This is a genomic window from Paraburkholderia sp. IMGN_8, from assembly GCF_038050405.1.
GTDB lineage: Bacteria > Pseudomonadota > Gammaproteobacteria > Burkholderiales > Burkholderiaceae > Paraburkholderia.
Genome location: NZ_CP150900.1, coordinates 2,428,815 through 2,450,100 on the forward strand (window position 1 = coordinate 2,428,815; position 21,286 = coordinate 2,450,100).

General features: G+C 63.7%; 17 protein-coding genes and 1 pseudogene. 9 read left to right on the forward strand and 9 right to left on the reverse strand.

Annotation, left to right across the window (positions count from 1 at the left end):
* Positions 1-25: 25 nt before the first annotated feature.
* Both WN982_RS11295 and WN982_RS11300 read left to right on the forward strand, forming a co-directional pair.
* Positions 26-1,324, forward strand: a complete 1,299-nt coding sequence (locus tag WN982_RS11295) for an MFS transporter (protein WP_341312099.1) — start codon at positions 26-28, stop codon at positions 1,322-1,324.
* A 53-nt stretch (positions 1,325-1,377) separates the two neighbouring features.
* On the forward strand, positions 1,378-2,160 hold the full coding sequence (locus tag WN982_RS11300; protein ID WP_341312100.1) for a substrate-binding domain-containing protein: 783 nt from the start codon (positions 1,378-1,380) through the stop codon (positions 2,158-2,160).
* 39 nt (positions 2,161-2,199) lie between these two features.
* On the opposite strand, the gene dctA is transcribed toward WN982_RS11300, so the two are convergent.
* The 4 genes from dctA to WN982_RS11320 form a co-directional block, all read right to left on the reverse strand.
* A complete protein-coding gene (gene dctA, locus WN982_RS11305) occupies positions 2,200-3,507 on the reverse strand; it encodes a C4-dicarboxylate transporter DctA (RefSeq protein WP_341312101.1) in 1,308 nt (435 codons plus the stop codon).
* A complete protein-coding gene (locus tag WN982_RS11310; protein WP_341312102.1) occupies positions 3,504-4,475 on the reverse strand; it encodes a LysR family transcriptional regulator in 972 nt (323 codons plus the stop codon). The genes dctA and WN982_RS11310 overlap by 4 nt, the downstream gene beginning before the upstream one ends.
* 244 nt (positions 4,476-4,719) lie before the next feature.
* Complete coding sequence (tnpC, locus tag WN982_RS11315) at positions 4,720-5,085, reverse strand: Tn3 family transposase post-transcriptional regulator TnpC (RefSeq protein WP_341312103.1); 366 nt, start codon at positions 5,083-5,085, stop codon at positions 4,720-4,722.
* Positions 5,082-8,078, reverse strand: a complete 2,997-nt coding sequence (locus WN982_RS11320; RefSeq protein ID WP_341312104.1) for a Tn3 family transposase — start codon at positions 8,076-8,078, stop codon at positions 5,082-5,084. Before WN982_RS11320 ends, tnpC begins: the two co-directional genes overlap by 4 nt.
* A gap of 138 nt (positions 8,079-8,216) precedes the next feature.
* Between WN982_RS11320 and WN982_RS11325 the strand changes: the two are divergent.
* Positions 8,217-8,471: pseudogene (locus WN982_RS11325) on the forward strand (copper resistance protein CopC); the annotation flags it as partial.
* 134 nt (positions 8,472-8,605) lie between these two features.
* Here the strand turns inward: WN982_RS11325 and WN982_RS11330 are convergent.
* The gene (locus WN982_RS11330) at positions 8,606-8,863 is read right to left on the reverse strand and encodes a hypothetical protein (RefSeq protein WP_341312105.1); all 258 of its coding nucleotides are present in this window, start codon (positions 8,861-8,863) and stop codon (positions 8,606-8,608) included.
* Between the two features lie 202 nt (positions 8,864-9,065).
* Here WN982_RS11330 and WN982_RS11335 point away from each other — a divergent pair, with 202 nt between their 5' ends.
* On the forward strand, positions 9,066-9,938 hold the full coding sequence (locus tag WN982_RS11335) for an endonuclease/exonuclease/phosphatase family protein (RefSeq protein WP_341312106.1): 873 nt from the start codon (positions 9,066-9,068) through the stop codon (positions 9,936-9,938).
* 60 nt (positions 9,939-9,998) lie between these two features.
* On the opposite strand, the gene WN982_RS11340 is transcribed toward WN982_RS11335, so the two are convergent.
* On the reverse strand, positions 9,999-10,784 hold the full coding sequence (locus tag WN982_RS11340) for an NAD(P)H-dependent oxidoreductase (RefSeq protein ID WP_341312107.1): 786 nt from the start codon (positions 10,782-10,784) through the stop codon (positions 9,999-10,001).
* Positions 10,785-10,869: 85 nt separating this feature from the next.
* Between WN982_RS11340 and WN982_RS11345 the strand changes: the two genes are divergently transcribed.
* On the forward strand, positions 10,870-11,763 hold the full coding sequence (locus WN982_RS11345) for a LysR family transcriptional regulator (protein ID WP_341312108.1): 894 nt from the start codon (positions 10,870-10,872) through the stop codon (positions 11,761-11,763).
* A 19-nt stretch (positions 11,764-11,782) separates the two neighbouring features.
* On the opposite strand, the gene WN982_RS11350 is transcribed toward WN982_RS11345, so the two are convergent.
* A complete protein-coding gene (locus WN982_RS11350) occupies positions 11,783-12,442 on the reverse strand; it encodes an NADPH-dependent F420 reductase (RefSeq protein WP_341312109.1) in 660 nt (219 codons plus the stop codon).
* Positions 12,443-12,591: 149 nt separating this feature from the next.
* Here WN982_RS11350 and WN982_RS11355 point away from each other — a divergent pair, with 149 nt between their 5' ends.
* From WN982_RS11355 to WN982_RS11370, 4 genes are all read left to right on the forward strand, one after another.
* Positions 12,592-13,488, forward strand: a complete 897-nt coding sequence (locus WN982_RS11355; protein ID WP_341312110.1) for a LysR family transcriptional regulator — start codon at positions 12,592-12,594, stop codon at positions 13,486-13,488.
* A 243-nt stretch (positions 13,489-13,731) separates the two neighbouring features.
* Complete coding sequence (locus tag WN982_RS11360; RefSeq protein ID WP_341312111.1) at positions 13,732-14,310, forward strand: DUF2760 domain-containing protein; 579 nt, start codon at positions 13,732-13,734, stop codon at positions 14,308-14,310.
* Entirely contained in the window at positions 14,307-16,166 is a 1,860-nt protein-coding gene (locus tag WN982_RS11365; RefSeq protein ID WP_341312112.1) for an Hsp70 family protein, read from the forward strand. The genes WN982_RS11360 and WN982_RS11365 overlap by 4 nt, the downstream gene beginning before the upstream one ends.
* The gene (locus WN982_RS11370) at positions 16,163-19,018 is read left to right on the forward strand and encodes an Hsp70 family protein (RefSeq protein ID WP_341312113.1); all 2,856 of its coding nucleotides are present in this window, start codon (positions 16,163-16,165) and stop codon (positions 19,016-19,018) included. The genes WN982_RS11365 and WN982_RS11370 overlap by 4 nt, the downstream gene beginning before the upstream one ends.
* Positions 19,019-19,070: 52 nt before the next feature.
* Here the strand turns inward: WN982_RS11370 and WN982_RS11375 are convergent, their stop codons facing one another.
* Both WN982_RS11375 and WN982_RS11380 read right to left on the reverse strand, forming a co-directional pair.
* Positions 19,071-19,520, reverse strand: a complete 450-nt coding sequence (locus tag WN982_RS11375) for an ester cyclase (RefSeq protein ID WP_341312114.1) — start codon at positions 19,518-19,520, stop codon at positions 19,071-19,073.
* 447 nt (positions 19,521-19,967) lie between these two features.
* Positions 19,968-21,185 (reverse strand): 2-aminoethylphosphonate--pyruvate transaminase, encoded by a 1,218-nt coding sequence (locus tag WN982_RS11380; protein WP_341312115.1) that lies wholly within the window; start codon positions 21,183-21,185, stop codon positions 19,968-19,970.
* Positions 21,186-21,286: the final 101 nt, after the last annotated feature.

Below are 21,286 nucleotides of genomic sequence, written 5' to 3' on the forward strand. Positions count from 1 at the left end.
TTGCAGAATTTCAGGAGACACCTCGATGCACCCCTCGTCCTCTACCCTTTCGCCCGGACATTCGAAGGCCGCTGCGGTTTTTCGCGTGACGGCTGGGAATTTCCTCGAGCAGTTCGACTTCTTCCTGTTCGGCTTCTACGCCACGCAGATCGCCAACGTCTTCTTTCCCGCCGCGAGCGAGTTCGCCTCGCTGATGATGACCTTCGCGGTCTTCGGCGCCGGCTTCCTGATGCGGCCGCTAGGCGCGATTGTGCTTGGCGCCTACATCGACGACGTCGGCCGCCGCAAGGGCCTCATCGTCACCCTCTCCATCATGGCGAGCGGCACCATCCTGATCGCATTCGTGCCGGGCTATGCCACGATCGGCCTCCTGGCACCGGCGCTCGTGCTGATCGGACGACTGCTGCAGGGCTTCTCCGCGGGCGCGGAGCTGGGCGGCGTGTCGGTGTATCTCGCCGAGATGGCCACGCCCGGCCGCAAGGGCTTCTTCACGAGCTGGCAGTCCGCCAGCCAGCAGGTGGCGATCGTCGTGGCCGCGGGCCTCGGCTTCGCGCTCAATCAATGGCTGGACGCGACGGCCATCGCGGCGTGGGGATGGCGCGCGCCGTTCTTCGTCGGCTGCATGATCGTGCCGTTCATCTTCATGCTGCGCCGCAATCTCGAGGAAACGCAGGAGTTCAAGGCGCGCCAGCATCGCCCGACCATGAAGGAAGTGTTCCGCACGCTGGTCCAGAACTGGGCTGTCGTGATCGCTGGCATGATGCTGGTGGCGATGACCACCACGAGCTTCTACCTCATCACAATCTACGCGCCCACCTTCGGCAAGACGGTCCTGCACCTGAGCACCGCGGACAGCCTGCTCGTGACGCTGTGCGTCGGCGTGTCGAACTTCGTGTGGCTGCCGATAGGCGGGGCGCTCTCGGACAGGATCGGCCGCCGGCCGCTGCTGCTCGGCATGACGATGCTCGCCATCGCGACCGCATACCCGGCACTGTCGCTGCTTGCTCACGCGCCGAGCTTCGTCAACATGCTGCTCGTGCTCCTGTGGCTCTCGTTCATGTACGGCATCTATAACGGCGCGATGGTCGTCGCGCTGACGGAGGTGATGCCGGTGGAAGTGCGCGTCGCAGGGTTCTCGCTGGCCTATAGCCTCGCGACGGCGGTGTTTGGCGGCTTCACGCCCGCAATCTCGACGGCCCTCATTCACGTCACCGGCGACAAGGCCGCACCCGGCTACTGGATGAGCTTCGCCGCTGTCTGCGCCCTGTGTGCGACGCTCGCGCTCTACCGCCGCCGCGCAGTGACGCTGACGCCGGCGCACTGAAGCGGCTCTCGTCCCGCATGCTCCTGAACACGAAACCCGATACGCCTTCATCCATGAAAAACCTGCTTCTGAAACTTTGCACCGTGGCGCTCGTGGCAACCTCGGCCGCCGCAGCGAACGTACAGGCCGCCGACCTGCACATCATGAGCTCGGGCGGCTTTACCGCCGCGTACAAGTTGCTCGGCCCCAGATTCGCCTCCGCGACCGGCAACACGCTCGACACTGCACTCGGCCCGTCGATGGGCAAATCGCCCGAGGCGATTCCCAACCGCCTCGAGCGCGGCGAGCCCGCCGACGCCGTCATCATGGTCGGTTACGCACTAGACGATCTGATCAGGCAAGGCAAGATCGTCCCCGGATCGCGGGTCGATCTGGCGGATTCGCGCATCGGCATGGTCGTGCGTGAAGGCGCGGCGAAGCCCGACATCGGCTCGGTCGAGGCGTTCAGACAAACCCTGCTCCACGCGAAGTCGATCGCCTACTCGGACAGCGCGAGCGGCGTTTATATCGAGCGCGAGCTCTTCAAGCGGCTCGCCATCGAGGATCAGGTCAAGCCGAAGGCGAAGATGATCCCGCGGATTCCGGTGGCGTCGGTGGTGGCAAACGGCGACTACGAAATCGGCTTCCAGCAGGTGAGCGAACTGCTGCCCGTCAAGGGCGCGGCGTTCGTCGGGAAGATTCCCGAGTCCCTGCAGTCCGTCACGCGTTTCGCTGCCGGCATCCCCGTCGGTGCGCAGCATCCGAGGGAAGCCAAAGCCCTGCTCGACTATCTTGCTTCTCCCGAAGTGCAGCCCGAAGTGAAATCGACCGGGCTCGACTCCGTCACTACGCATTGATGCGACGAACCGGAAGGCGTGCGGTGAGCCGCCTGCCGGTCAGCCAGGCGTGTTCGTGGCGGGGGCGTCGGTGTCGTCCGCATCGCGCGACTCAGGGGCGTGCAGCATCCGGGAAAGACGCACACGATCGCAAGCACCCTCCCACAGCGAAACGAAGATCACCGCGCAGGCATTGCTGATCACGCTCGTCAGGGCGCGCGCCTCAGACATGAACCGGTCGATCCCCACCAACAGCGCCACCCCGGCGACGGGCAAATCCGGAATGACGGTCAACGTCGCGACGAGCGCGACAAGCCCGCTGCCGGACACGCCGGCCGCGCCCTTGGACGTGAGCAGCATGACGGCGAGCATCGTCGCAATCTGCGGCCCGGAAAGCGGCACGTCGCACGCCTGCGCGATGAACACCGAGGCGAGCGTCAGATAGATCGCTGTGCCGTCAAGGTTGAACGAGTAGCCTGCGGGCAGCACGAGCCCGACGATCCCCTTGTCGCAGCCAAGCGCTTCCAGCTTCACGATCAGGCGGGGCAGGACGGGCTCCGTCGAAGAGGTCGCGAGAACGATCACGAGTTCCTCGCGCATGTAACGCAACAACCGCCAGAGCGCGAAGCCATGCAGCCGCGCGAGCGGCGCAAGCGCCAGTGCGACGAACAGCAGGCACGCCAGGTAGAACGACACCATCAGCATGCCGAGCGAGCCGACCGAGCGGATGCCGAAACGGCCCACGGTGAATGCCATCGCGCCGAACGCGCCGATGGGAGCTAGCCGCATGATCATCGCGAGATTGCGAAAGAGTATGTTGGCGACGCCGTCGATGAGTTCGAGCACCGGCCGTCCTGCACGCGGATTCGCGTTCAGTGCGAAGCCGAAGAGCAGAGAAAGCAGGAGCACTGGCAGCACTTCGCCTTTCACGAATGCGCCGGCGAGCGTCTCGGGGATCACGTTCAACGCAAACTCCACGAGCCCGTGCGGCTGCGAGCGTGCGGCATATTGCGCGAGGATGCTCGTGTCCAGGTGATGCATATCAATGTGCATGCCCGCGCCGGGGCGCAACGCGCATGCGGTCACGAGCCCGATCACGAGCGCGATGGCCGTCAGGAAATAGAAGAGCGCCAGTGCCTTGAGGATCGTTCGTCCGATCGTCGTGCCGCTCGCGAGCGACGTGATGCCCGAAACGATCGTGCAGAAGACGATCGGCGCGATCATCATCCGCACCAGGCCGACGAAAGCGTCGCTGAGCGGCTTGAGCGACGCGCCCGCTTGCGGCCAGAAGTGGCCCAGGGTCATGCCAAGCACCATGCCCAGCAAGACCTGCACGTAAAGCAACCGAAGCGGCCTTGCGAACGTCACGATGCCGTCTTCCTTCCTGTCTTCTCTTTCGTGTTCACATCACCGCCGCCCTTGACATCGCCGTTCACGACGCCGCTGCGCTTCATCTCGATGATTGTCCGGTAAAACTCCTGCGCGGCCGGCGTTAGCGGCCGTCCGCGCCGCCTCACGATCCCCACGCGCCTTTTCACCACAGGATCGACCAGCGGCACACTCGTGAGGATGGGATGATCGCGCCCGGGCATGGCCATCGAAGGCACTGCGGCGACACCAAGCCCCGCTTCGATCAGCCCGAGCATGGTAGTGACGTGGCGCGTCTCACAGACGCTCGGTACGCGCGGTGCCACTGCAGAGAGCGCCTGATCGAGCAGCAGGCGGTTGCCGGAGGTCTTGTCGACGGACACGTACTCGTGCTCGTAAAGCTCGTTCCAGGTCACGCGCTTCTTGCGCGCGAGCGGATGGTCGCGACGGCATGCGGCAACGAAGCGTTCCTGCAACAGCACCTTGAATTCGACGTCGGCCTCCTGGCTGCCCATAAAGCTCACGCCAAAATCGGCTTCGCCGCTGATGACAGCGCCAAGCACCTCGTTCGCGCTCGAGTCCAGCAGCTTGACCCTGATGCGCGGAAAGCGGCTGTGATAACTCGCGACAACGTTCGGCAGGAAATAGTAGGCCACTGACGGCACGCAGGCGATGGTCACATGGCCCAGGCGGCTCGACGAGACATCGCGGATACCGAGCAGCGCGACGTCGAGATCGTCGAGCAGTTGCTCCGCGCTCCGGGCGAACACGCGGCCGACGGTGGTGAGCGTGACGCTGCGCGTGGTGCGCTCGAAGAGGCGCACGCCAAGTGCTTCCTCGAGCTTGTCGATGCGGCGGCTCAAGGCCGGCTGGGAAATGTTGACCGCATCGGCGGCCTTGCGGAAGGTTCCCAGCTCCACGACGGCTCGAAACGCCTGCAGGTCATTCAAGTCGAAGTTAACGCCCACGAGCCATTCTCCGGATTATTGAGGCGCATATTCTGCATGATGCGGGGGAAAGCGACCATCGAGGACTATACCGGCTATCGGGCCAGCCATGGATGGCGTCGAGGCGAGGAACGAAGAGCCGGTTTCGGGAAGTGAGCGGCCGTTAATGTCAGAGACGTACATGTCTCTTCTTGGCCGTCTGCGGCCGCGTAACACCGGTAGGGACTGGGCCACCCCATGGTCTCGATCAGTGGGCGGGCGCCGTTCAACCCTCGCCAAAACCGTCGTCCGGATGTAGCGCTTCGAGAGGCTCGAGGATCGCCCTCACCTGGGTGAGCTCCATGACAAATTCGTCAATCAGATCGAGCGCATCCTGTACCTGCTCCGGCAAGGTGCCATCGTGTTTCGACGGCACCGATGGCATATAGTTCAAGACCGAGTGCGCCATGCTATGGATTTCCAGCAGATCATCGCGCAGACCTTCTGGATCGTGCAACTGCGCGCGGATGCGATCAACGATGTCGACGGCGGCCAGAAGGCGGGTTGTGTCGTAGCTCGATTCGAGCCGCTCGAGCGCGGCTGTGTCGACATCGCCGAAACAGGTCGTAGTGATAGCCGGGCGTGCAGTCATGAGCGGGATGGGTAGGTACCGGCAGCATAGCCGAACAGTGGATCCCTGATCCAGGCTTCCGGCCGACGATCCAGGTGCAGTTTATAGTGGCCAAAGCGCCGGATGTTGTGAGTCGGGTACGGGCTCAGAAATTCGATGTCATCGGCACGTACTTTCTCGCCGTTTGCCGCCATCTCACGCAGCGCCTGCATCATGTCCATTGTGTTTTGCAAGATCACGGCCGACGCGACCAGGTCATTGTAGCGTAGCCGTTTCTGCTGCTCCTCTGGCTCGTTCTCAGCGATTACGTCCCCGCCGAACGACAGCCATTTGGAGAAACCATTGTACGACTCGATCTTGTTCGTGTTCGCGGTGACCTCCTGCCGCAGTTCGAGGCTGCCGATCCACTCGAGCAGGAATACCGTGCGAACGACGTTGCCGAGTTCGCGCGCGGCCAGGTACAGTCGGTTCTTGCGGCTTTCGGAGCCGAGTCGGCGCAGCAGCAGCGGCGACGAAATCGTGCCCGCCTGAATCGACAGCGCGACCTGCATCAGCTCCTGCCAGTGCTGCTCGATCAGCACCCAGTCGATGGTCGCCGTGAACAGCTTGTCGATGTGCCTGTATTTCTCCTTGCTGTCCGGCCGGTACAGGACGAGGTCCTTCCAGTTGCGAATCCGCGGCATCAGGTTGATGCCGAGCAGGTACGTGAACGCGAAAACGGCGGCCGACTGCCCCTGCGTGTCGGCATGAACGGTATCCGCCTTGACCGACAGGCCTGCTTTTAGCAGCCCCTCGATCACATAGATCGCCTCCCACACGCCCGGTGGAATGAAGTGCTGGAACACCGCGATATAGTTGTCGGCGACGTGACGGTACGCGACCGCGCCCATTTTCCGGTAGCGAAAGTGATAGCCGGCCAACAGGTTGTTGTCGTAGAAGTCGTATTGCGTGCCGTCGGCCGCCACCGTCTTGCCATCGCCCCAGTGTTTCGGCAGGTCCAGCCGCAGGTACAGTTCGATCAGCTCGCGTTGTGCGGTCTCCAGCTTGTCCAAGCTCATATGCCGGCGGTTGACGAACGACAGCATGTGCGCGGTGACATCGGAGTCGAGATGGCGGGCCGCCTGAATCGGACCAAGATTGCAGCCCATCGCGAAAATGGTCAGCAGGTAGCGCTCGGCGGCCTTGCGAATCTGCGGATCGCTCCCGGACAGCGGTCCGAAGTGCCGTGTGAAATGGGTCCAGTGCTCGATGTTCGCGAGGATATCCAGCATGTTCCGCGTCGGCAGGCGGGCGTTGAGCTGCTCCTGCAGGGCGATTGCGCTCGCCGGGATCTCCTTCGCGACGGTTTTGCGCAAGATCGGTTCGCCGTGACGGTCGATCACGACGTGCTCGCGCTTGCGCGGCAATTCGTCGTCGAGATTGCGGGCGGCATCCGTTAGCCATTGACGGAGATGATGCACGAAGTCACTACCGGTCGTTGGCATGCCGAGCTTGTCGCAATAGTCCGGCAACTGCTGCTCGCACTGCCGCCATGGCAGCAGGTGGTCGCGATAGTCGGCGTAGGCGTCGGAGCCAGATACGCACAGATCGCCAACCCGCAACTCCTCGGCCATGTACGAGAACACGCAGAGTTCGAGGTATCGTCGATTGGTCGGCGATCCATCGCCGTGGGAGCGACGCACGAGTTTGCGCCACCGCGGCGCGGCGAAACTGACGTCGACGTCCGCATCGATCCACTCCCGATGCAGTGACTCGTTCTCCAGCACCGCGTCGAGTGCGTTCAGCAGCGAGCGGACCGGGCTGGTCGAATCCCATTCGAGGGTACGGGCGAGACGCATCATGACCGAACGGTGCACTTTGAAATGCTTCCAGAGCAGCGGCAGATAGTTGCGGCCGCTGAACGCGCGGATCGCCGCACAGCTCTCGCGCAACGGCTCCAGATCGCCTTTCGGCGCGAGCAGCTTCCTGACCGCCCGGGCGATGGCCGTCTCGTCGGATTCGTCGGCGAGGATGTCGACCACGCCGTCCAGCAGGACCACGAGGTCCTCGACCTGATCGCGCTGTTTGCGCTGGATCGTGTCCAGCTCGTCGCTCGCGCGCTTGTGGATGGCACCCATGCGCCGCACGAACATGTCGGCGAGATCGTCGCGGGCGCGCACGCGCATGCGGTTTAGGAGCGCGACGATGAGTGTGTAGCGCTTCTCGGGCAGCGTGTCGTTCCTGAGCGCCGACGCGTCGAGCGCCATCGCCTGATTCGCGAGCGAGCGCAGCTTTGAGGCTGGGATCCCGGCAACGGCCAGTGAAAAATCGCCGAGCTCGTCGAGCCAGGCAATCTGGTCAATCAGTAGCTCCAGATGCTGGCGCGATGGGCGTTTTGCATGACGCTTGATCCGGTTGTAGGCAGTCTGCCGGCTCGACAGGTCGCGCGCGAGCAGGCGGTCGAGCGCGAGCTTCTGTTCATCGGTCAGGCGTCGCGTGACGCGCTTGAAGAGCCGGGATTGCGCCCGGGCGTGGATCTGTTCGGTCAACCGGTCGAGCGTCGAGAACGCCGGCAGCTCGATATCGCGCGCGATCAACTCGTCGATCGTCGCGTTGATGATGTCCACCGGCTGGTCCATTGTCAGCGACGCCGTGTGCGCCGCCCGTGTCGCGATCGCGTTCGCGTCGGTGCCATAATACGGCTTCACGTCGAGCCAGGTGCGTACCGCGGTGTAATGCCGGAAGAGCGTTGGAGACGACTCGGTGTCGTAGCCGAATTGCACGGTGTCGCCGATGTCGGCGGCGGCACGCACGTGATCAGCGATGACGGGCGGTACAGTGTCGAGCGGCGGGAAATAGTGCAGTTGCTGAAAGACCTTCAGCAGCACCAGTAGGCCCAATCGAGGTCGCTCCCCGCGCGTTGACCGGCGTGCCCATTCGAGTTCGTCGGGCAGTGGTGTGTAGCAGGCTTGCAATTCCCGGGGTGCCAGAACCTCGGGGAAGCGCGGGTACGCGGTGCGTTCGAGGGTAGCCATTGCGGATCGTCCGGATCGCAGAGGGCCGCTCAGATTAACGCAAGAAAAATCGGACGTTACTGCACCAAATCGTAATAATCAGCCCAATCTTTATAACTACGAGGCTTATGATAGGAATTTGCGCTTACCTTGTTCATGGCCCAAGTATCCGCGCCGGAGAACGTGACGGTCGTGTTCGATGGTCCGCTCGAGCCTGCATTCAGCTCCCTTACTATCAGCAATTCGACTGGTAAGCAGGTCAATACCGAGAAAGCGCAAATCGATCCGAACGACAAGAAGTCGATCCATGTCGCGCTGCCCCCGTTGCCACCTGACAAGTACACCGTGCACTGGATAGCGGTAGCTTCCGATGGACACCGCACGCATGGCGACTATTCGTTCAGGGTGAAGTAAGGGGCCGCGCGACGATAGCCGGCTCGGTCATCGCGGCGGCTCTTGTCGGTGGCGCCGCGAGGATTCGGGCGACCGGCCCGGATGGCTGTCGCGCTGTTCACCGCTACCGGGCGAATGGTGATGGCCGCGACGGGTCAAAGAGATTGCGCGGCAACCAGAAGCGCCTGCCGATCGAACCCTTCGAGCAACACCGCGAGCTGACTTGGCGACAGCGGCACATTTCCGGCGTCCACCGTTGATTCGACCGTGTCGTTCATCAGCGCCGTCTGCGCCTGCACGGTCGTACTGACGACACGATAATGCGAGGTGACCGCCTGATTGATGGCAGCGAGGCCACTCAGTGTGGTGATGGCGAGGACGGTACCGGTAGTGACAGTGAAGTGACGCAACATGCTGGACCTCCAATGGAAAACGGGAGTGAGTGGACTGTTTGCGCGCATCGTCAGGATAGACAGCAAAAGCTTATCTTCAGCTTAATAACGGCTGACTTGCTCGCGGCAGGCAAACCATTTGTTATTTCTTCGCCATTCACGGACCTATCCACCCTGCATCGCGGCAGTAAACTGGGAACATGGCTTCGGAAAGGAGAATGTCATGCGTCTCGTCGACTGGAACATCCAGTGGGGCCGCGGTGTGGATGGCCGCGTCGATTTGATTCGCATCGTGCGCGAGGCACGGGCGCTATGCGATTTCGATATCCTGTGTCTCCAGGAGGTCACGCGCGGCTTCCATGAGGGACAGGCGAACGGCGGATTGGCAGGCGGCCCGTCAGCCGATCAGTTCGCCGAGCTTGCCGCCTTGCTGCCGGGCACGACCGTGATCGACGCGATCGGCTCCGATCTTCCGGGTGTCGGGGCCGCGCAACAGCGGCGTCAATTCGGCAATGCCATCGTGAGCCGGTTGCCTGTCAAACAGGTGCTGCGTCATTCGCTACCCTGGCTGGCCGCCCCCGCCAAGCCGTCGATGCTGCGCGTCGCGCTCGAAGCGGTAATCGAAACCGATGTTGGTCCGTTGCGTGTCGTCAGCACGCATCTTGAGTTCTACTCTGAAGTTCAACGGCTGGCGCAAGTGACGAGGCTGCGCGAGTTGCACGAGGAAGCATGCGACCACGCCCGTCGCCCGGCAAAAGCGGAAAAAACGAACAGTCCGTTCGCCGACACTGCCCGCCCGATGAGCGCCATCGTATGCGGTGATTTCAACAGCGCGTTCGGAGATTCTGCTTATTGCAGGATGCTCGAGCCGATTGCGGGCGCACCCACATTCGCGGACGCGTGGACCTGTGCGCACCCGGATGCCCCGCGCGCCGCGACGGTCGGTCTGTACGATCACGAGCAATGGCCCGATGGACCGTTCGCATGCGATTTTATTTTTGTCACCGAGGATCTGAAGCCGCACATTGCAGGTTGCGATGTGGACCAGAATAGCCGCTCGTCCGATCATCAGCCGCTGTGGCTCGAGTTGCGCTGATCCGCAAACTCATATCGAGCGCAGAATAAACCGGCTGAAAGTCCCCCCGCTCCGCAATTGCTATGCGATGTGTGCAGCGAAGCCGGACTGCTCCGGAGAAATATCAGCGCGCAACGTGAGTTCCGGGATCTCATACTCGCCGGCATTTTGCGGACGAAAGGGTATCGGCGCGGTCTTCCAAAGCGCGTCAAGGCGCTGGCCGAGCGAGTCGCAGATCCCTGAAAATTTTGCTTCGTCAATTCGGCCTGTTCGATAGACCACGTACGGTGGCAAGACGTCGAAACCGGGGTAATACAGAATCCCATGCTGGATGGGGAACAAAATATCGTCCATAGGGCCATTGATACCCCGCGGGCCGTAATGAGACTCCCATCCGCCCGCCGTGACGATCAGCATCGCCCGTTTTCCTGCCAACGTGCCTTCTCCATAGCGGTCGCCCCAGCGCGCGTCGGAGTGTTCCCCTACCCCATACGCGAAGCCATACGCATAGACGCGTTCCACCCAGCCTTTGAGAATCGCCGGCATCGAGAACCACCACAGGGGAAACTGCAGGATGAGCGCATCCGCCCATATCAGCTTCTCCTGTTCGAGTGCGATGTCGCGGCTCTGCAGACCATTTTCGAACGCATGCCTGGAGTCGAGGGCTGGATCAAAGCGCATACCGGACTGCCGGGTCGGCCGATCCATACTGTCGTCCGCGTCGAGCGATGCTTTCCAATTCATTGCATACAAGTCTGAAACCTGGACCACGTGCCCCGCATCCTCAAGGCGTTTGACCGAAAAGTCCTTGAGCGAGCCATTCAATGACCTGGGTTCGGGATGAGCGTAGACGAGAAGTACATTCATGGCAGAGCCTCCATTGTTAGATGAAGGCAGGATAGGTTTTCATCAGGTATATTGGAAATGAATTTCTGATATCTCAGGTATTAAGATGAATAATCTTCGAAGGCTGGACCTCAACCTGCTGGTCACACTTGATGTTTTGCTCTCCGAACATAATGTGACCCGCGCGGCACAACGGCTGAACTTCTCTCAACCATCGGTAAGCGTTCATCTCGCCAAGCTGAGGGATGTCTTTGGAGACCCGCTGTTGCTACCCGGGCCACGAGGAATGCGGCCCACTGCGAGAGCCGAGGAACTGCGCGAACCGTTGCGGCAGGCACTCGATGCACTTGAGCGCGCGGTGTCGTCTGCCAGTCCTTTTGATCCAGCCGAGGCCAGTCATACGTGGCGCGTTGCCGCTGCCGACTACGGCGAATTGACGGTTCTGCTGCCGGCGTTGGCAGGCTTGCGCTCGGTGGCGCCAGCTAGCCGGTTGGCGGTTCTGGAACTTTTTCCGTCGCGCGTAGCCAGGCAAGCGGAACAGGGGGAGATCGATCTTGCCCTCCATACCAGCGAGGGGGCGCCTTCCGGAATGCATCGGCGGGTGCTCTTTAAGGAGCGGTATGTTCTAGCCGGCCGCGCAGGTCACCCACGCTTGAAGCGCCGGCCCACGCTCGCGCAATTCTGCGCACTCGATCACGTGATCGTCTCGCCGGATGGTGGGGGATTTCGCGGCATCACGGATGAAGTGCTCGCCCAGGCGGGTCTCGCGCGCCGCGTTGTCCTCTCCGTTCCGCACTTCCTGTTCATGATGTCGGTCCTCGCGAGCACGGACCTCGTGGCGATGTTGCCTTCGCGCCTGGCTCGCGACACCAGCGTGCTGCGGGTGGTCGAGCCACCCGTCGAGGTACCTGGCTACGAGATGGCCATGCTCTGGCATGAGCGCTCCCATCGCGACCCCGCGCATCAGTGGCTGCGTGAGTACATTGCAAATTCGGTGTGACGCTTGCCTCGTTCGCCAATCACCGTCGCCACGACCCATGTGGTAACTCGCCATCCCGCGTGGCGGCGGTCAGCCCGGCGGCGAGGCCCGCGCGGTCCAGCGCAATGCAGTACACCGGCTTGGCGCGCTCGAAGCGCCAGCTGCCGGCGAGCGTGCCCGTATCGAGCGGATCGAAACCGAACTGATCGAGAAGCGCGCTCACCACGCGCCTCGCCTCCTGATCGTCGCCGGCGAGCGGGAGCGCGCGGCGGTTCGGCGTACCGGCCGGCTTGCCGTCCGTTTCCAGATCCTTCGCGAGGATCGCGTTGAAGGCTTTGACCACTTTGGCGCCCGGCAACGCGGCGGCCATCATCTGACTGGTGGTGATCGTACGATTGTCGAGCGCTTCGATGTGGCCGTCACGCTCCGGATAGTAGTTGCAGGTATCGATGACGATCTTGCCGTCGAGCGCCGCGGCCGGCAGCGCCTGAATGTTCCTGAACGGCACGGCGACCACCACGACGTCGCCGAACTTCGCGGCCTCTTCCGCGGTGCCGGGCGTGCAGCCGATCGCGGCGGCCGTGTTGGTCAGGGTCTGCGGATCGCGGGAATTGCTGATCATCACCTCGTGACCGCAGTTCGTTGCCAGGGTCGCCAATGCGCGGCCGATAAAACCCGCGCCGAGAATGCCTATCTTCATTGCTCACACTCCATGCTTGTCTAAAGAGTCCTCAGGGTCTGAGGGGGCTGAGGGTCGCTGCGTCGAGCGTCTGGAAACACTATGATTCAAAACCTCAGCAAGATAAACGCGCATAATTCACCGACTGTCGAAACTACAGGTGGGGAATGATGGACCGTTTGACCAGCATGGCTGTGTTCGTGAAAACCGCCGATAGCGGCTCATTCGCCGCGGCGGCGCTCGCGTTCGGCATCTCGTCACAGATGGCGGGCAAGCATGTGAGCACGCTGGAAGAGCGCGTCGGCGCGCGCTTGCTGAACCGCACGACGCGGCGCCAGAGTCTCACCGAGATCGGCCAGATCTTCTACGAGCGCTGCAAGGCGTTACTCGCCGATGTGGAAGCTGCCGAGTCGGTCGCGCAGGATCTGTCGTCGTCGCCGCGCGGCCGCTTGCGCATCACGGCGCCGGTCACGTTCGGCGCCTGCTGCCTTGCGCCGTTGATTACGCGCTATCTGAAGGCCAATCCCGAGGTGCGGGTCGAGTTGTCGCTGACCGACCGCTTTGTCGATCTGATCGATGAGGGGTATGAGGCCGCGATTCGTCTGGGCGCGTTGCCGGATTCGTCGCTGATCGCGCGGCCGCTGATGCCCTATCGGCTGGTGGCATGCGCGGCGCCCGCTTATCTGGCCGAGTGCGGCGTGCCGCAAACGCCGCAGGCGCTCGCGGACCACGAGTGTCTGAGCTTTGTCTATACGGCGTTGCCGGTCGACACCGAATGGCGTTTCAGCGACGCGCACGGCGAGCAGGCCGTGCCGATCTCCGGCCGTTTTCAGGCCAACGATATGAAGGCGTTGCAAGCCGCCGCGCTCAACGGCGGCGGCGTAATTCTCGGGCCCGAGGTGGCCGTCAAGGACGACCTCGCCGCAGGCCGGCTGGTGCGTGTGCTCGCCGACTACGAGGCGCCCGCGCGGCCCATGCATCTGGTGTTTCCGGCGAGCCGCGCCACGCCGAAGTTGCGCGCGTTCATCGATCAGGTCGTGGCTGAGTTCGGGCCGGGTAGCGTGTAAGACGCGCGCCACCCAATCGCCACCTGATTGCCACCCATTCACCGCTAGAATTCGCTTCCCGCGCCGCACAAGGCAAAATACGGGTTTGCGCGCCCCAACGGCGCTGCAAAATCTGCAGAATCAGACGTCGGCGGAACCCATGCCGTCGCCCTTCGCAAGACGCATGACGACGGCCCAAGGCCCGTCGCGTGCGACGCAGCAACAGGATGGCTCGTCCTTTAACAGAGCCCATGAGGAGCATTTATGACCGATTCGAACCCATCTTTCCTTGGCAGGATTTCACTTGCCGTCAGCACCTTTTTCAGCATCCTCGGCGATGGCGAGTTCGCCGCCGGGGTCCTGCGCCTGCGTAACGGCGGCGGAGTTGCCGCTAGTGCAGCGCCCGCATCTGCAACTGCGCCTGCGCCCGCGCCGCAGCCTGCCGCGCCCACGCTGAAGGAAGCGAGCCCGGACGCCGCGCTCCAGCTCCTCGGCCTGCTGCAACGCGACGCGCGCTTCATCGATTTCGTCGAAGAAGACATCAAGGGCTATAGCGACGCCGACATCGGCGCTGCCGCCCGCCTCGTGCACGACGGCTGCCGCGCGACGCTGCGCGAGCATTTCACGATCCGTCCGGTACGTGACGAAGCCGAAGGCAGCCGCGTGACGCTGGCTGAGGGCTTTGACGCCACAGCAATCCGGCTGACCGGCAATGTCGTCGGCAAGGCGCCGTTCAATGGCAGCGTCAGCCACCGTGGCTGGCGCGTCGACGAAGTACGTCTGCCGAAGCTGACCGACAGCCATAACGCCCGCGTGATCGCGCCGGCCGAGGTGGAGCTATGAGCGACGCACGCTACTCGATCGGTATCGACCTGGGCACCACGCATTGCGCGCTGTCCTACGTCGATTGCACTGCCAGCGACGGCGAGAAAACCGCTCAAGGCGTTCTGCCGATCGCGCAACTCACCGGGCCGGGCGCGATCGACAACCTCGATCTGCTGCCCTCGTTTCTCTACCTGCCGCACCCGGACGAGCTTGCCTCGGGCGACCTGTATCTGCCGTGGACCGGCCAGCGCGAATTCGCGGTCGGCGAGTTCGCGCGCAGCCGCGGCGCGGCCACGCCGATCCGGCTCGTGTCGAGCGCGAAAAGCTGGCTGTGCCATCCGGGCGTCGACCGGCGCGCGGCGATTCTGCCCAACGATGCGCCGCCTGAAGTCGCGCGCGTTTCGCCGCTCGAAAGCTCGATGCGTTACCTGACGCATCTGCGCGAAGCCTGGGACCACGCTCACCCGGACGCGCCGTTCAGCCAGCAGGACATCACGGTGACCATTCCTGCGTCGTTCGACCCGGCCGCGCGCGAACTGACCGCCGAAGCCGCCGAAGCCGCCGGCTACGGCCGCATGACGTTGCTGGAAGAACCGCAGGCCGCTTTGTATAGCTGGATTCAGAAAAGCGGCGGCCAGTGGCGCAAGCAGGTCAAACTCGGCGACATCATCCTCGTGGTGGACGTCGGCGGCGGCACCACCGACCTCTCGCTGATCGCCGTGATCGAGCGCGAAGGCAACCTCGAACTGCATCGCGTCGCGGTCGGCGAACACATTCTGCTCGGCGGCGACAACATGGATCTCGCGCTCGCGCACGGGGTCGCGCGCAAGCTCGCAGCGCTTGGCACCCAGGCCGACGCGTGGCAACTGCGCGCCCTCACCTACGCGTGCCGCGCGGCGAAGGAAACGCTGCTCAGCGACCCGTCGACCGACACCGTACCGCTCGTCGTGCCGAGCCGCGGCTCGAAGCTGATCGGCGGTTCGATCCGCACGGAGCTGACGCGGGATGAATTGACCCAGACGATCCTCGAAGGCTTCTTCCCGCAGGTGGACAGCGCGGCCCGTCCGGTGAGCCGCGCGCGCGCCGGTCTGACGCAACTCGGTCTGCCGTATGCGCAGGACGCGGGCATCACGCGGCATCTCGCGGCTTTTCTCGGCCGTCAGGTCGGCGCGCTTGCCGAACTCGAAGGCTTGCGCGAGATGGACGCCAACGCAACGGCGCAAGGCGCGAGCTTCCTGCATCCCACCGCCGTACTGTTCAACGGCGGCGTGTTCAAGTCGCCGTTGCTGGTGGAGCGCATCCTCGCCACGCTCAATGGCTGGCTTGCGGCTGAAGGCGCAGCCCCGGCGCGGCTGCTCGAAGGCGCGGATCTCGATCTCGCCGTTGCACGCGGCGCCGCGTATTACGGCTATGTGCGACGTGGCAAGGGCGTGCGCATTCGTGGCGGCACGGCGCGCGCGTACTACATCGCGATCGAATCGGCGATGCCCGCCGTGCCCGGCCTCGAGCCGCCCATCCAGGCGCTGTGCGTCGCGCCGTTCGGCATGGAAGAAGGCACCGAAGCCGAGTTGCCGGCGCAGGAGTTCGGCCTCGTGGTCGGCGAGCCGGTGCACTTCCGCTTCTTCGGATCGTCGGTGCGTCGTCAGGATCAGGTCGGCACGCTGCTCGACTTCTGGGGTCCCGAGGAATTGCAGGAACTGGAGGAAATAGAGGCGTTGCTGCCGGCCGCCGGCCGCACCGCCGGTGAAGTCGTGCCGGTGAAACTGCATGCGCGCGTCACCGAAGCCGGCACGCTCGAACTGGAAGCCATGCCGCGCGGCACGGATGAGCGCTGGAAAGTCGAGTTCGACGTGCGCGGCAACGCCAATGCATGAGTGCGATGAAGCGTTACAGCGTCGGGATTGATCTCGGCACAAGCAACACCGTGCTCGCCTACGCCGAGGCGGGCACCTCGGACATTCGCGTCTTCGAGATCGATCAGCTGGTGAGTCTCGGCGAGGTCGCCGCGCGGCCGCTGCTGCCGTCGGTGCGGTATCACGCGGCGGCTGGCGAACTGAGCGCGGGCGACTTGCAATTGCCCTGGCATGAGGCAACGCGTGCCGCCGACGATTCACCCACTCAGCCAGTCGTGATAGGTCGGCTCGCGCGCACGCTCGGCGGCCAGGCGCCGGGGCGGCTGGTGGCGAGCGCGAAGAGCTGGTTGTCGCACGCGTCGGTCGACCGGGTCGCGCCGATTCTGCCTTGGGGCGCCACCGACGACGTCCGCAAGGTCTCGCCGGTCGAAGCCAGCGCGAGCTACCTGGCGCATGTGCGCGCGGCCTGGAACCAGCGCTTTCCGGACGCGCGTCTCGAGGATCAGGACGTCGTGCTCACCGTGCCCGCTTCGTTCGACGAAGGCGCGCGAGCGTTGACGGTGGAAGCAGCGCGTCTCGCCGGCCTGCCCGCGTTGCGGTTGCTCGAAGAGCCGCAGGCGGCGTTCTACGACTGGCTGTTTCATCATCGTGAGAGCCTGTCGACTGAACTGGCGGACACACGCCTCGTGCTGATCTGCGACGTAGGCGGTGGTACGACCGACCTCACGCTGATCGAAGTGCGAAACGTGCAAACGCGCGACGGTGAGCCTGGCCTGACGCGCATCGGCGTGGGCAATCATCTGATGCTCGGCGGCGACAATATGGACCTCGCGCTCGCGCATCTGGTCGAGGCGCGTTTGCCTCACGCCGGCAGCGAGCGCACGCGTCTGTCGGCGGCCAGTCTGTCGCAACTGGTCGAGCGGTGCCGCGGCGCGAAAGAGCAGCTGCTCGACCGGGAAGCGCCCGACTCGGCGTCCATCACGCTGCTCGGCGCCGGCTCGAAGCTGATCGGCGGTGCGCGCACGGCGCAGGTGACGCGCGCAGAGGTCGAGCAGATCATCGTCGACGGCTTCTTTCCGGCGGTGGCGTCGAACGAACGGCCGGGACGTCCACGCGGCGCGATCGTCGAGTTCGGCCTGCCCTATGCGACCGACGCCGCGATCACGCGGCATATCGCGGCGTTCCTGAGCCGCTTCGCTGCGCAGTCGCGCAAAGCGCTGGGTTCGCCTTCTACGGCCGAAGGTGCCGTTACAGACAGCGGTCCTTTGCCGGTGCCCGACACGCTGTTGCTGAACGGCGGCGTGTTCCGCGCCGAAGCCTTGTCGCAACGTCTCGCGAGCACCTTGGGCAACTGGCGCGGCGAGCCGCTCAACGTGCTGCATAACGACAACCCTGACGTGGCCGTCGCCCGTGGCGCGGTTGCATATGCGCTCGCCCGCGCGGGTCAGGCGCCAAAAATCGGCGGCGGCTCGCCACGCAGCTACTTTCTCGTGCTCGATGAAACCGGCGATGGCAATGGCAACGGAGAGCCCGCGCCGCGCGGCATCTGCCTGCTGCCGCGCGGCACGGAAGAAGGCCACGAGATCCTGATCGAGGACCGCACTTTCGCGCTGCGCCTGGGGCATCCGGTGCGCTTCCATCTGGTCTCTTCAATCGCGGACACGGTGTATCGGCCAGGCGAACTCGCCGATCTCGCAAGCGGCGACTTCGTTCGTCTGCCGCCGATCGCGACGATCGTGCAGCCGCGTGGCGCCAGCACCGCGCGCGAAACGCCGGTGCAGATTGCTACGTCGCTGACCGAAGTCGGCACGCTCGAAGTGCACTGCATCGAGATCGACAACCCCGCGCAGCGCTGGCTGCTCGAATTCCAGTTACGCCGCGAAGACGCGCGGGTAATGTTGCCGTCCGATCCTGCACAGACCCCGCATGCGGCGCTCGGCGAAGCGATCGAACAGATCGACCGCACCTTTGGCGCCCGTTCTCAAGACGTCGGCCCGAAGGAAGTCAAACGGCTGCGCGCGCAACTCGAACAACTGCTCGGACCACGCGAGAGCTGGAACAGCGCGCTGCTGCGCGAACTGTTCGGCGCGCTGTGGGCACGCGCGCGCCGCCGGCGGCGTTCGGCGGATCACGAACGCCTGTGGCTGAATCTCGCCGGCTACTGCGTGCGGCCGGGCTTCGGCTACCCGCTCGACGAATGGCGTGTCGAGCAACTCTGGTCGCTCTTCGACGATGGCATTCAATACGTCAACGACAGCCAGGTCTGGTCGGAATGGTGGACGCTATGGCGCCGCGCGGCGGGCGGCCTCGACGAGGGCGCACAGCTTCGCGTGCTCGATGCTATGGCGTATTTGCAGAAAGCTGCTCAATCGCGTCACAAGCTGCCGTTCGACGTGTCGAAAACGGGCTTCACCGACATGGTCCGTCTGAGCGCGTCGCTCGAACGCATCCCGGTGGAGCGCAAGATCGAACTCGGCGAATCCGTGCTGACGCGGCTGAAGAAACCCGCTGAAAACCATCAGAGCTGGTGGGCGGTCGGCCGCATCGGTGCACGGCGGCCGTTCTACGGCAGCGCGCATAGCGTCGTGCCGCCCGACATCGCAGCGCAATGGCTGAACACGATTCTTGCGCTCGACTGGAAGAAGATCGATCCCGCTGCATTCGCCGCCGTGCAGATCGCCCGCATGACCGGCGACCGCTCGCGCGACCTGCCTGAGGCATTGCGCAGCACGGTGGTGCGCAGGCTCGAAGCGCTCAACGCGCCGCGCGCGTGGATCACCATGGTCGGCGAGACGGTCGAGCTCGATAACGCCGACGAAGGCCGCGTGTTCGGCGAGTCGTTGCCTGCGGGATTGAAGCTGATCGCGAGTTGAGGGATAGCAAGTGGCGCTAGCGAACAATATCGATAGCGCCGCTTGTTTCCGCTCAGGCCACGCTGATCAATCCGAGCTGCTGCAGTGCGGTCACGCCATCGTCGAGGCCGATCTCCTCCACGATCTTCCCGTCCTTCAGACGAAGCACGGTTGTACCGGTAAAGCGCATCTTCCGGCCCGTGGCCGCCGGCAGCGAGCCAACGAGGAAATCGCCGAAAGCGGGACCGGTATGCGTACCGCCGCCTTCCCAGCGACCAACCACATAGTCGCCCTCCGCGATGAGATCCGCCGCGCCCCAGAAGTTGAGGTCCGGAAACGCTGCACGGAAATCGGTCATGAATGCCTTGATGTCCTCGCGGCCCCGGCGCGGCTCGTGCAGCGAGTAATGCAGAAGCATCTCGGGAGCGGCAAGCTCGTCGACGATATCGAGTTTGCAGGTCTTGCCCCAGAAATCGGTGAACCAGCGGCCTACGATGGCCTTGTTGTCGTCCTCTTTGGACATGGTCAATACCTCCTGGTTGAAAGAGCAGCGCGATTGCCGCTCTTTGCCTGAACGATATCGACACGAGTCGTGAGCCGCATGCCGTTTCTTGCTCTTCAGTTTTCAGCAATAAAACAGCAAGAAACGGAATGCCCGATGAAGTACCGCCACGGCGCGCGCAGCGCCGCCGGAAGTATGACTGCCTTGTCACCAGGGCGGAATGCGCGAGAACACTGATTCCAGATGCACCACTACCGTGACTGCGCGGGGGACCCGCTTAGCATTGGCGGTTTGAGCCGCTTTCTTTTGCCTACTTTTCTTTGCGGCCGGCAAAGAAAAGTAGGTGCCGCCCCGCACAGGGGCAACGCTAATAAACCAATATCAAATCAAGGAAAGGCCAACGCCGTAGGCACAGAGAGATAAGCGCCACGCAGGCCAGCATCAAACAGACGTCTCAAGCAACCTTCCTCAGGCGGCTTCCTTCAACGCCTTACGCGCTTCAACCGCAAGCACCGACGGCGCCGCATCCCCGACCCCCATCGATTGCAGCGATCGGGCGCACGCCTGAACCACGCGGCGCATCACCTGCGCATCCACCTGGCCGATGCAGCCGATGCGGAAACTGTCCACCACCGTCAACTTGCCCGGATAGATGATGAAACCCTGCTGCTTCATCAAGTCATAAAAGCGTTCGAACTTGAACAACGGATGCGCCGGCGCAAAAAACGTCACGATGATCGGCGAGCGCCAGCGCGCGTTGAGCAGCGGCTCGAACCCGAGTTCACGCATGCCCGCGACCAGCACGTCGCGATTGTTCGCGTAACGCGCGAGGCGCCCGGCCTGGCCGCCTTCGAGCTTGTGCAGACGCAGCGCTTCGATAAACGCGGCAACCGTGTGCGTCGGCGGCGTGAAGCGCCATTGACCGGTGCGGTTCATCACGTCCCACTGGTCGTACACGTCGAGGGAAAGCGAGTGGCTGCGGCCCCTGGCTTCCTGCAACGCGCGCTTGCGGGCAATCACGACACCAAAGCCCGGCACGCCTTCAATGCATTTGTTCGCCGACGAAACGAAAGCTTCGCAAGGCACCCGGGTCACGTCGAGCGGCACCGCGCCGAACGCGCTCATCGAGTCGATCAGCAGCTTGCGGCCCTTCTTCGCGGTCGCCGCGGCAATTTCTTCGATCGGATTGAGAATCCCCGAGCTGGTTTCGCAATGCACCGCGACCACGTGCGAAATGCGCGGGTCGGCGTCCAGCATGCGTTCGACTTCCGCGCCGCGCGGCGGCAGATAGTCGCCCTTGTCGAGCACCGTACAGGCGCGGCCCAGATAACCGAGCGTGGTCGCGATGCGCTTGCCGTAGGCGCCATTGGACAGCACCAGCGCGTGGCCGTCGCGTGGAATCAGGCTGCCGAGCATCGCTTCGACGCAATAGCTGCCGCTGCCTTGCAGGGGCACGCAGTCGAAGTCGCCAGCCATGTCGCCGGCGATCTCCAGCAAGCTGCTGCGCAGCAAAGCGGTCATCGCGCGGAAGTCGCCGTCCCACGAGCCCCAGTCGCGCAGCATCGCTTCCTTGGTCGAGAACGCCGTGGTGAGCGGTCCGGGGGTCAACAGATACGGCTCGCCCTTAGCGGGCGGAACACACGTTACTGCGGACGTTGCCGAGGAATTGTCGAGCGCGCTTTCCATGTTCGGAATCTCCGATATCGCTGTTTCAGTGAGCACACAGCACGGAAAGCACGGTACAGAAAGATTTGGCATCGGTAAAATCGATATAATCGATGCGGATA

Excerpts from the sequence above, each read along its gene's own strand:
- tnpC (WP_341312103.1), bottom strand. The coding sequence starts at position 5,085 with ATGACTGCACGCCCGGCTATCACTACGACCTGTTTCGGCGATGTCGAC.
- WN982_RS11330 (WP_341312105.1), bottom strand. The coding sequence starts at position 8,863 with ATGTTGCGTCACTTCACTGTCACTACCGGTACCGTCCTCGCCATCACC.
- WN982_RS11340 (WP_341312107.1), bottom strand. The coding sequence starts at position 10,784 with ATGAATGTACTTCTCGTCTACGCTCATCCCGAACCCAGGTCATTGAAT.
- WN982_RS11320 (WP_341312104.1), bottom strand. The coding sequence starts at position 8,078 with ATGGCTACCCTCGAACGCACCGCGTACCCGCGCTTCCCCGAGGTTCTG.
- WN982_RS11300 (WP_341312100.1), top strand. The coding sequence starts at position 1,378 with ATGAAAAACCTGCTTCTGAAACTTTGCACCGTGGCGCTCGTGGCAACC.
- WN982_RS11375 (WP_341312114.1), bottom strand. The coding sequence starts at position 19,520 with ATGTCCAAAGAGGACGACAACAAGGCCATCGTAGGCCGCTGGTTCACC.
- WN982_RS11335 (WP_341312106.1), top strand. The coding sequence starts at position 9,066 with ATGCGTCTCGTCGACTGGAACATCCAGTGGGGCCGCGGTGTGGATGGC.
- WN982_RS11350 (WP_341312109.1), bottom strand. The coding sequence starts at position 12,442 with ATGAAGATAGGCATTCTCGGCGCGGGTTTTATCGGCCGCGCATTGGCG.
- WN982_RS11345 (WP_341312108.1), top strand. The coding sequence starts at position 10,870 with ATGAATAATCTTCGAAGGCTGGACCTCAACCTGCTGGTCACACTTGAT.
- WN982_RS11295 (WP_341312099.1), top strand. The coding sequence starts at position 26 with ATGCACCCCTCGTCCTCTACCCTTTCGCCCGGACATTCGAAGGCCGCT.
- WN982_RS11365 (WP_341312112.1), top strand. The coding sequence starts at position 14,307 with ATGAGCGACGCACGCTACTCGATCGGTATCGACCTGGGCACCACGCAT.
- WN982_RS11380 (WP_341312115.1), bottom strand. The coding sequence starts at position 21,185 with ATGGAAAGCGCGCTCGACAATTCCTCGGCAACGTCCGCAGTAACGTGT.
- WN982_RS11355 (WP_341312110.1), top strand. The coding sequence starts at position 12,592 with ATGGACCGTTTGACCAGCATGGCTGTGTTCGTGAAAACCGCCGATAGC.
- WN982_RS11370 (WP_341312113.1), top strand. The coding sequence starts at position 16,163 with ATGAGTGCGATGAAGCGTTACAGCGTCGGGATTGATCTCGGCACAAGC.
- WN982_RS11360 (WP_341312111.1), top strand. The coding sequence starts at position 13,732 with ATGACCGATTCGAACCCATCTTTCCTTGGCAGGATTTCACTTGCCGTC.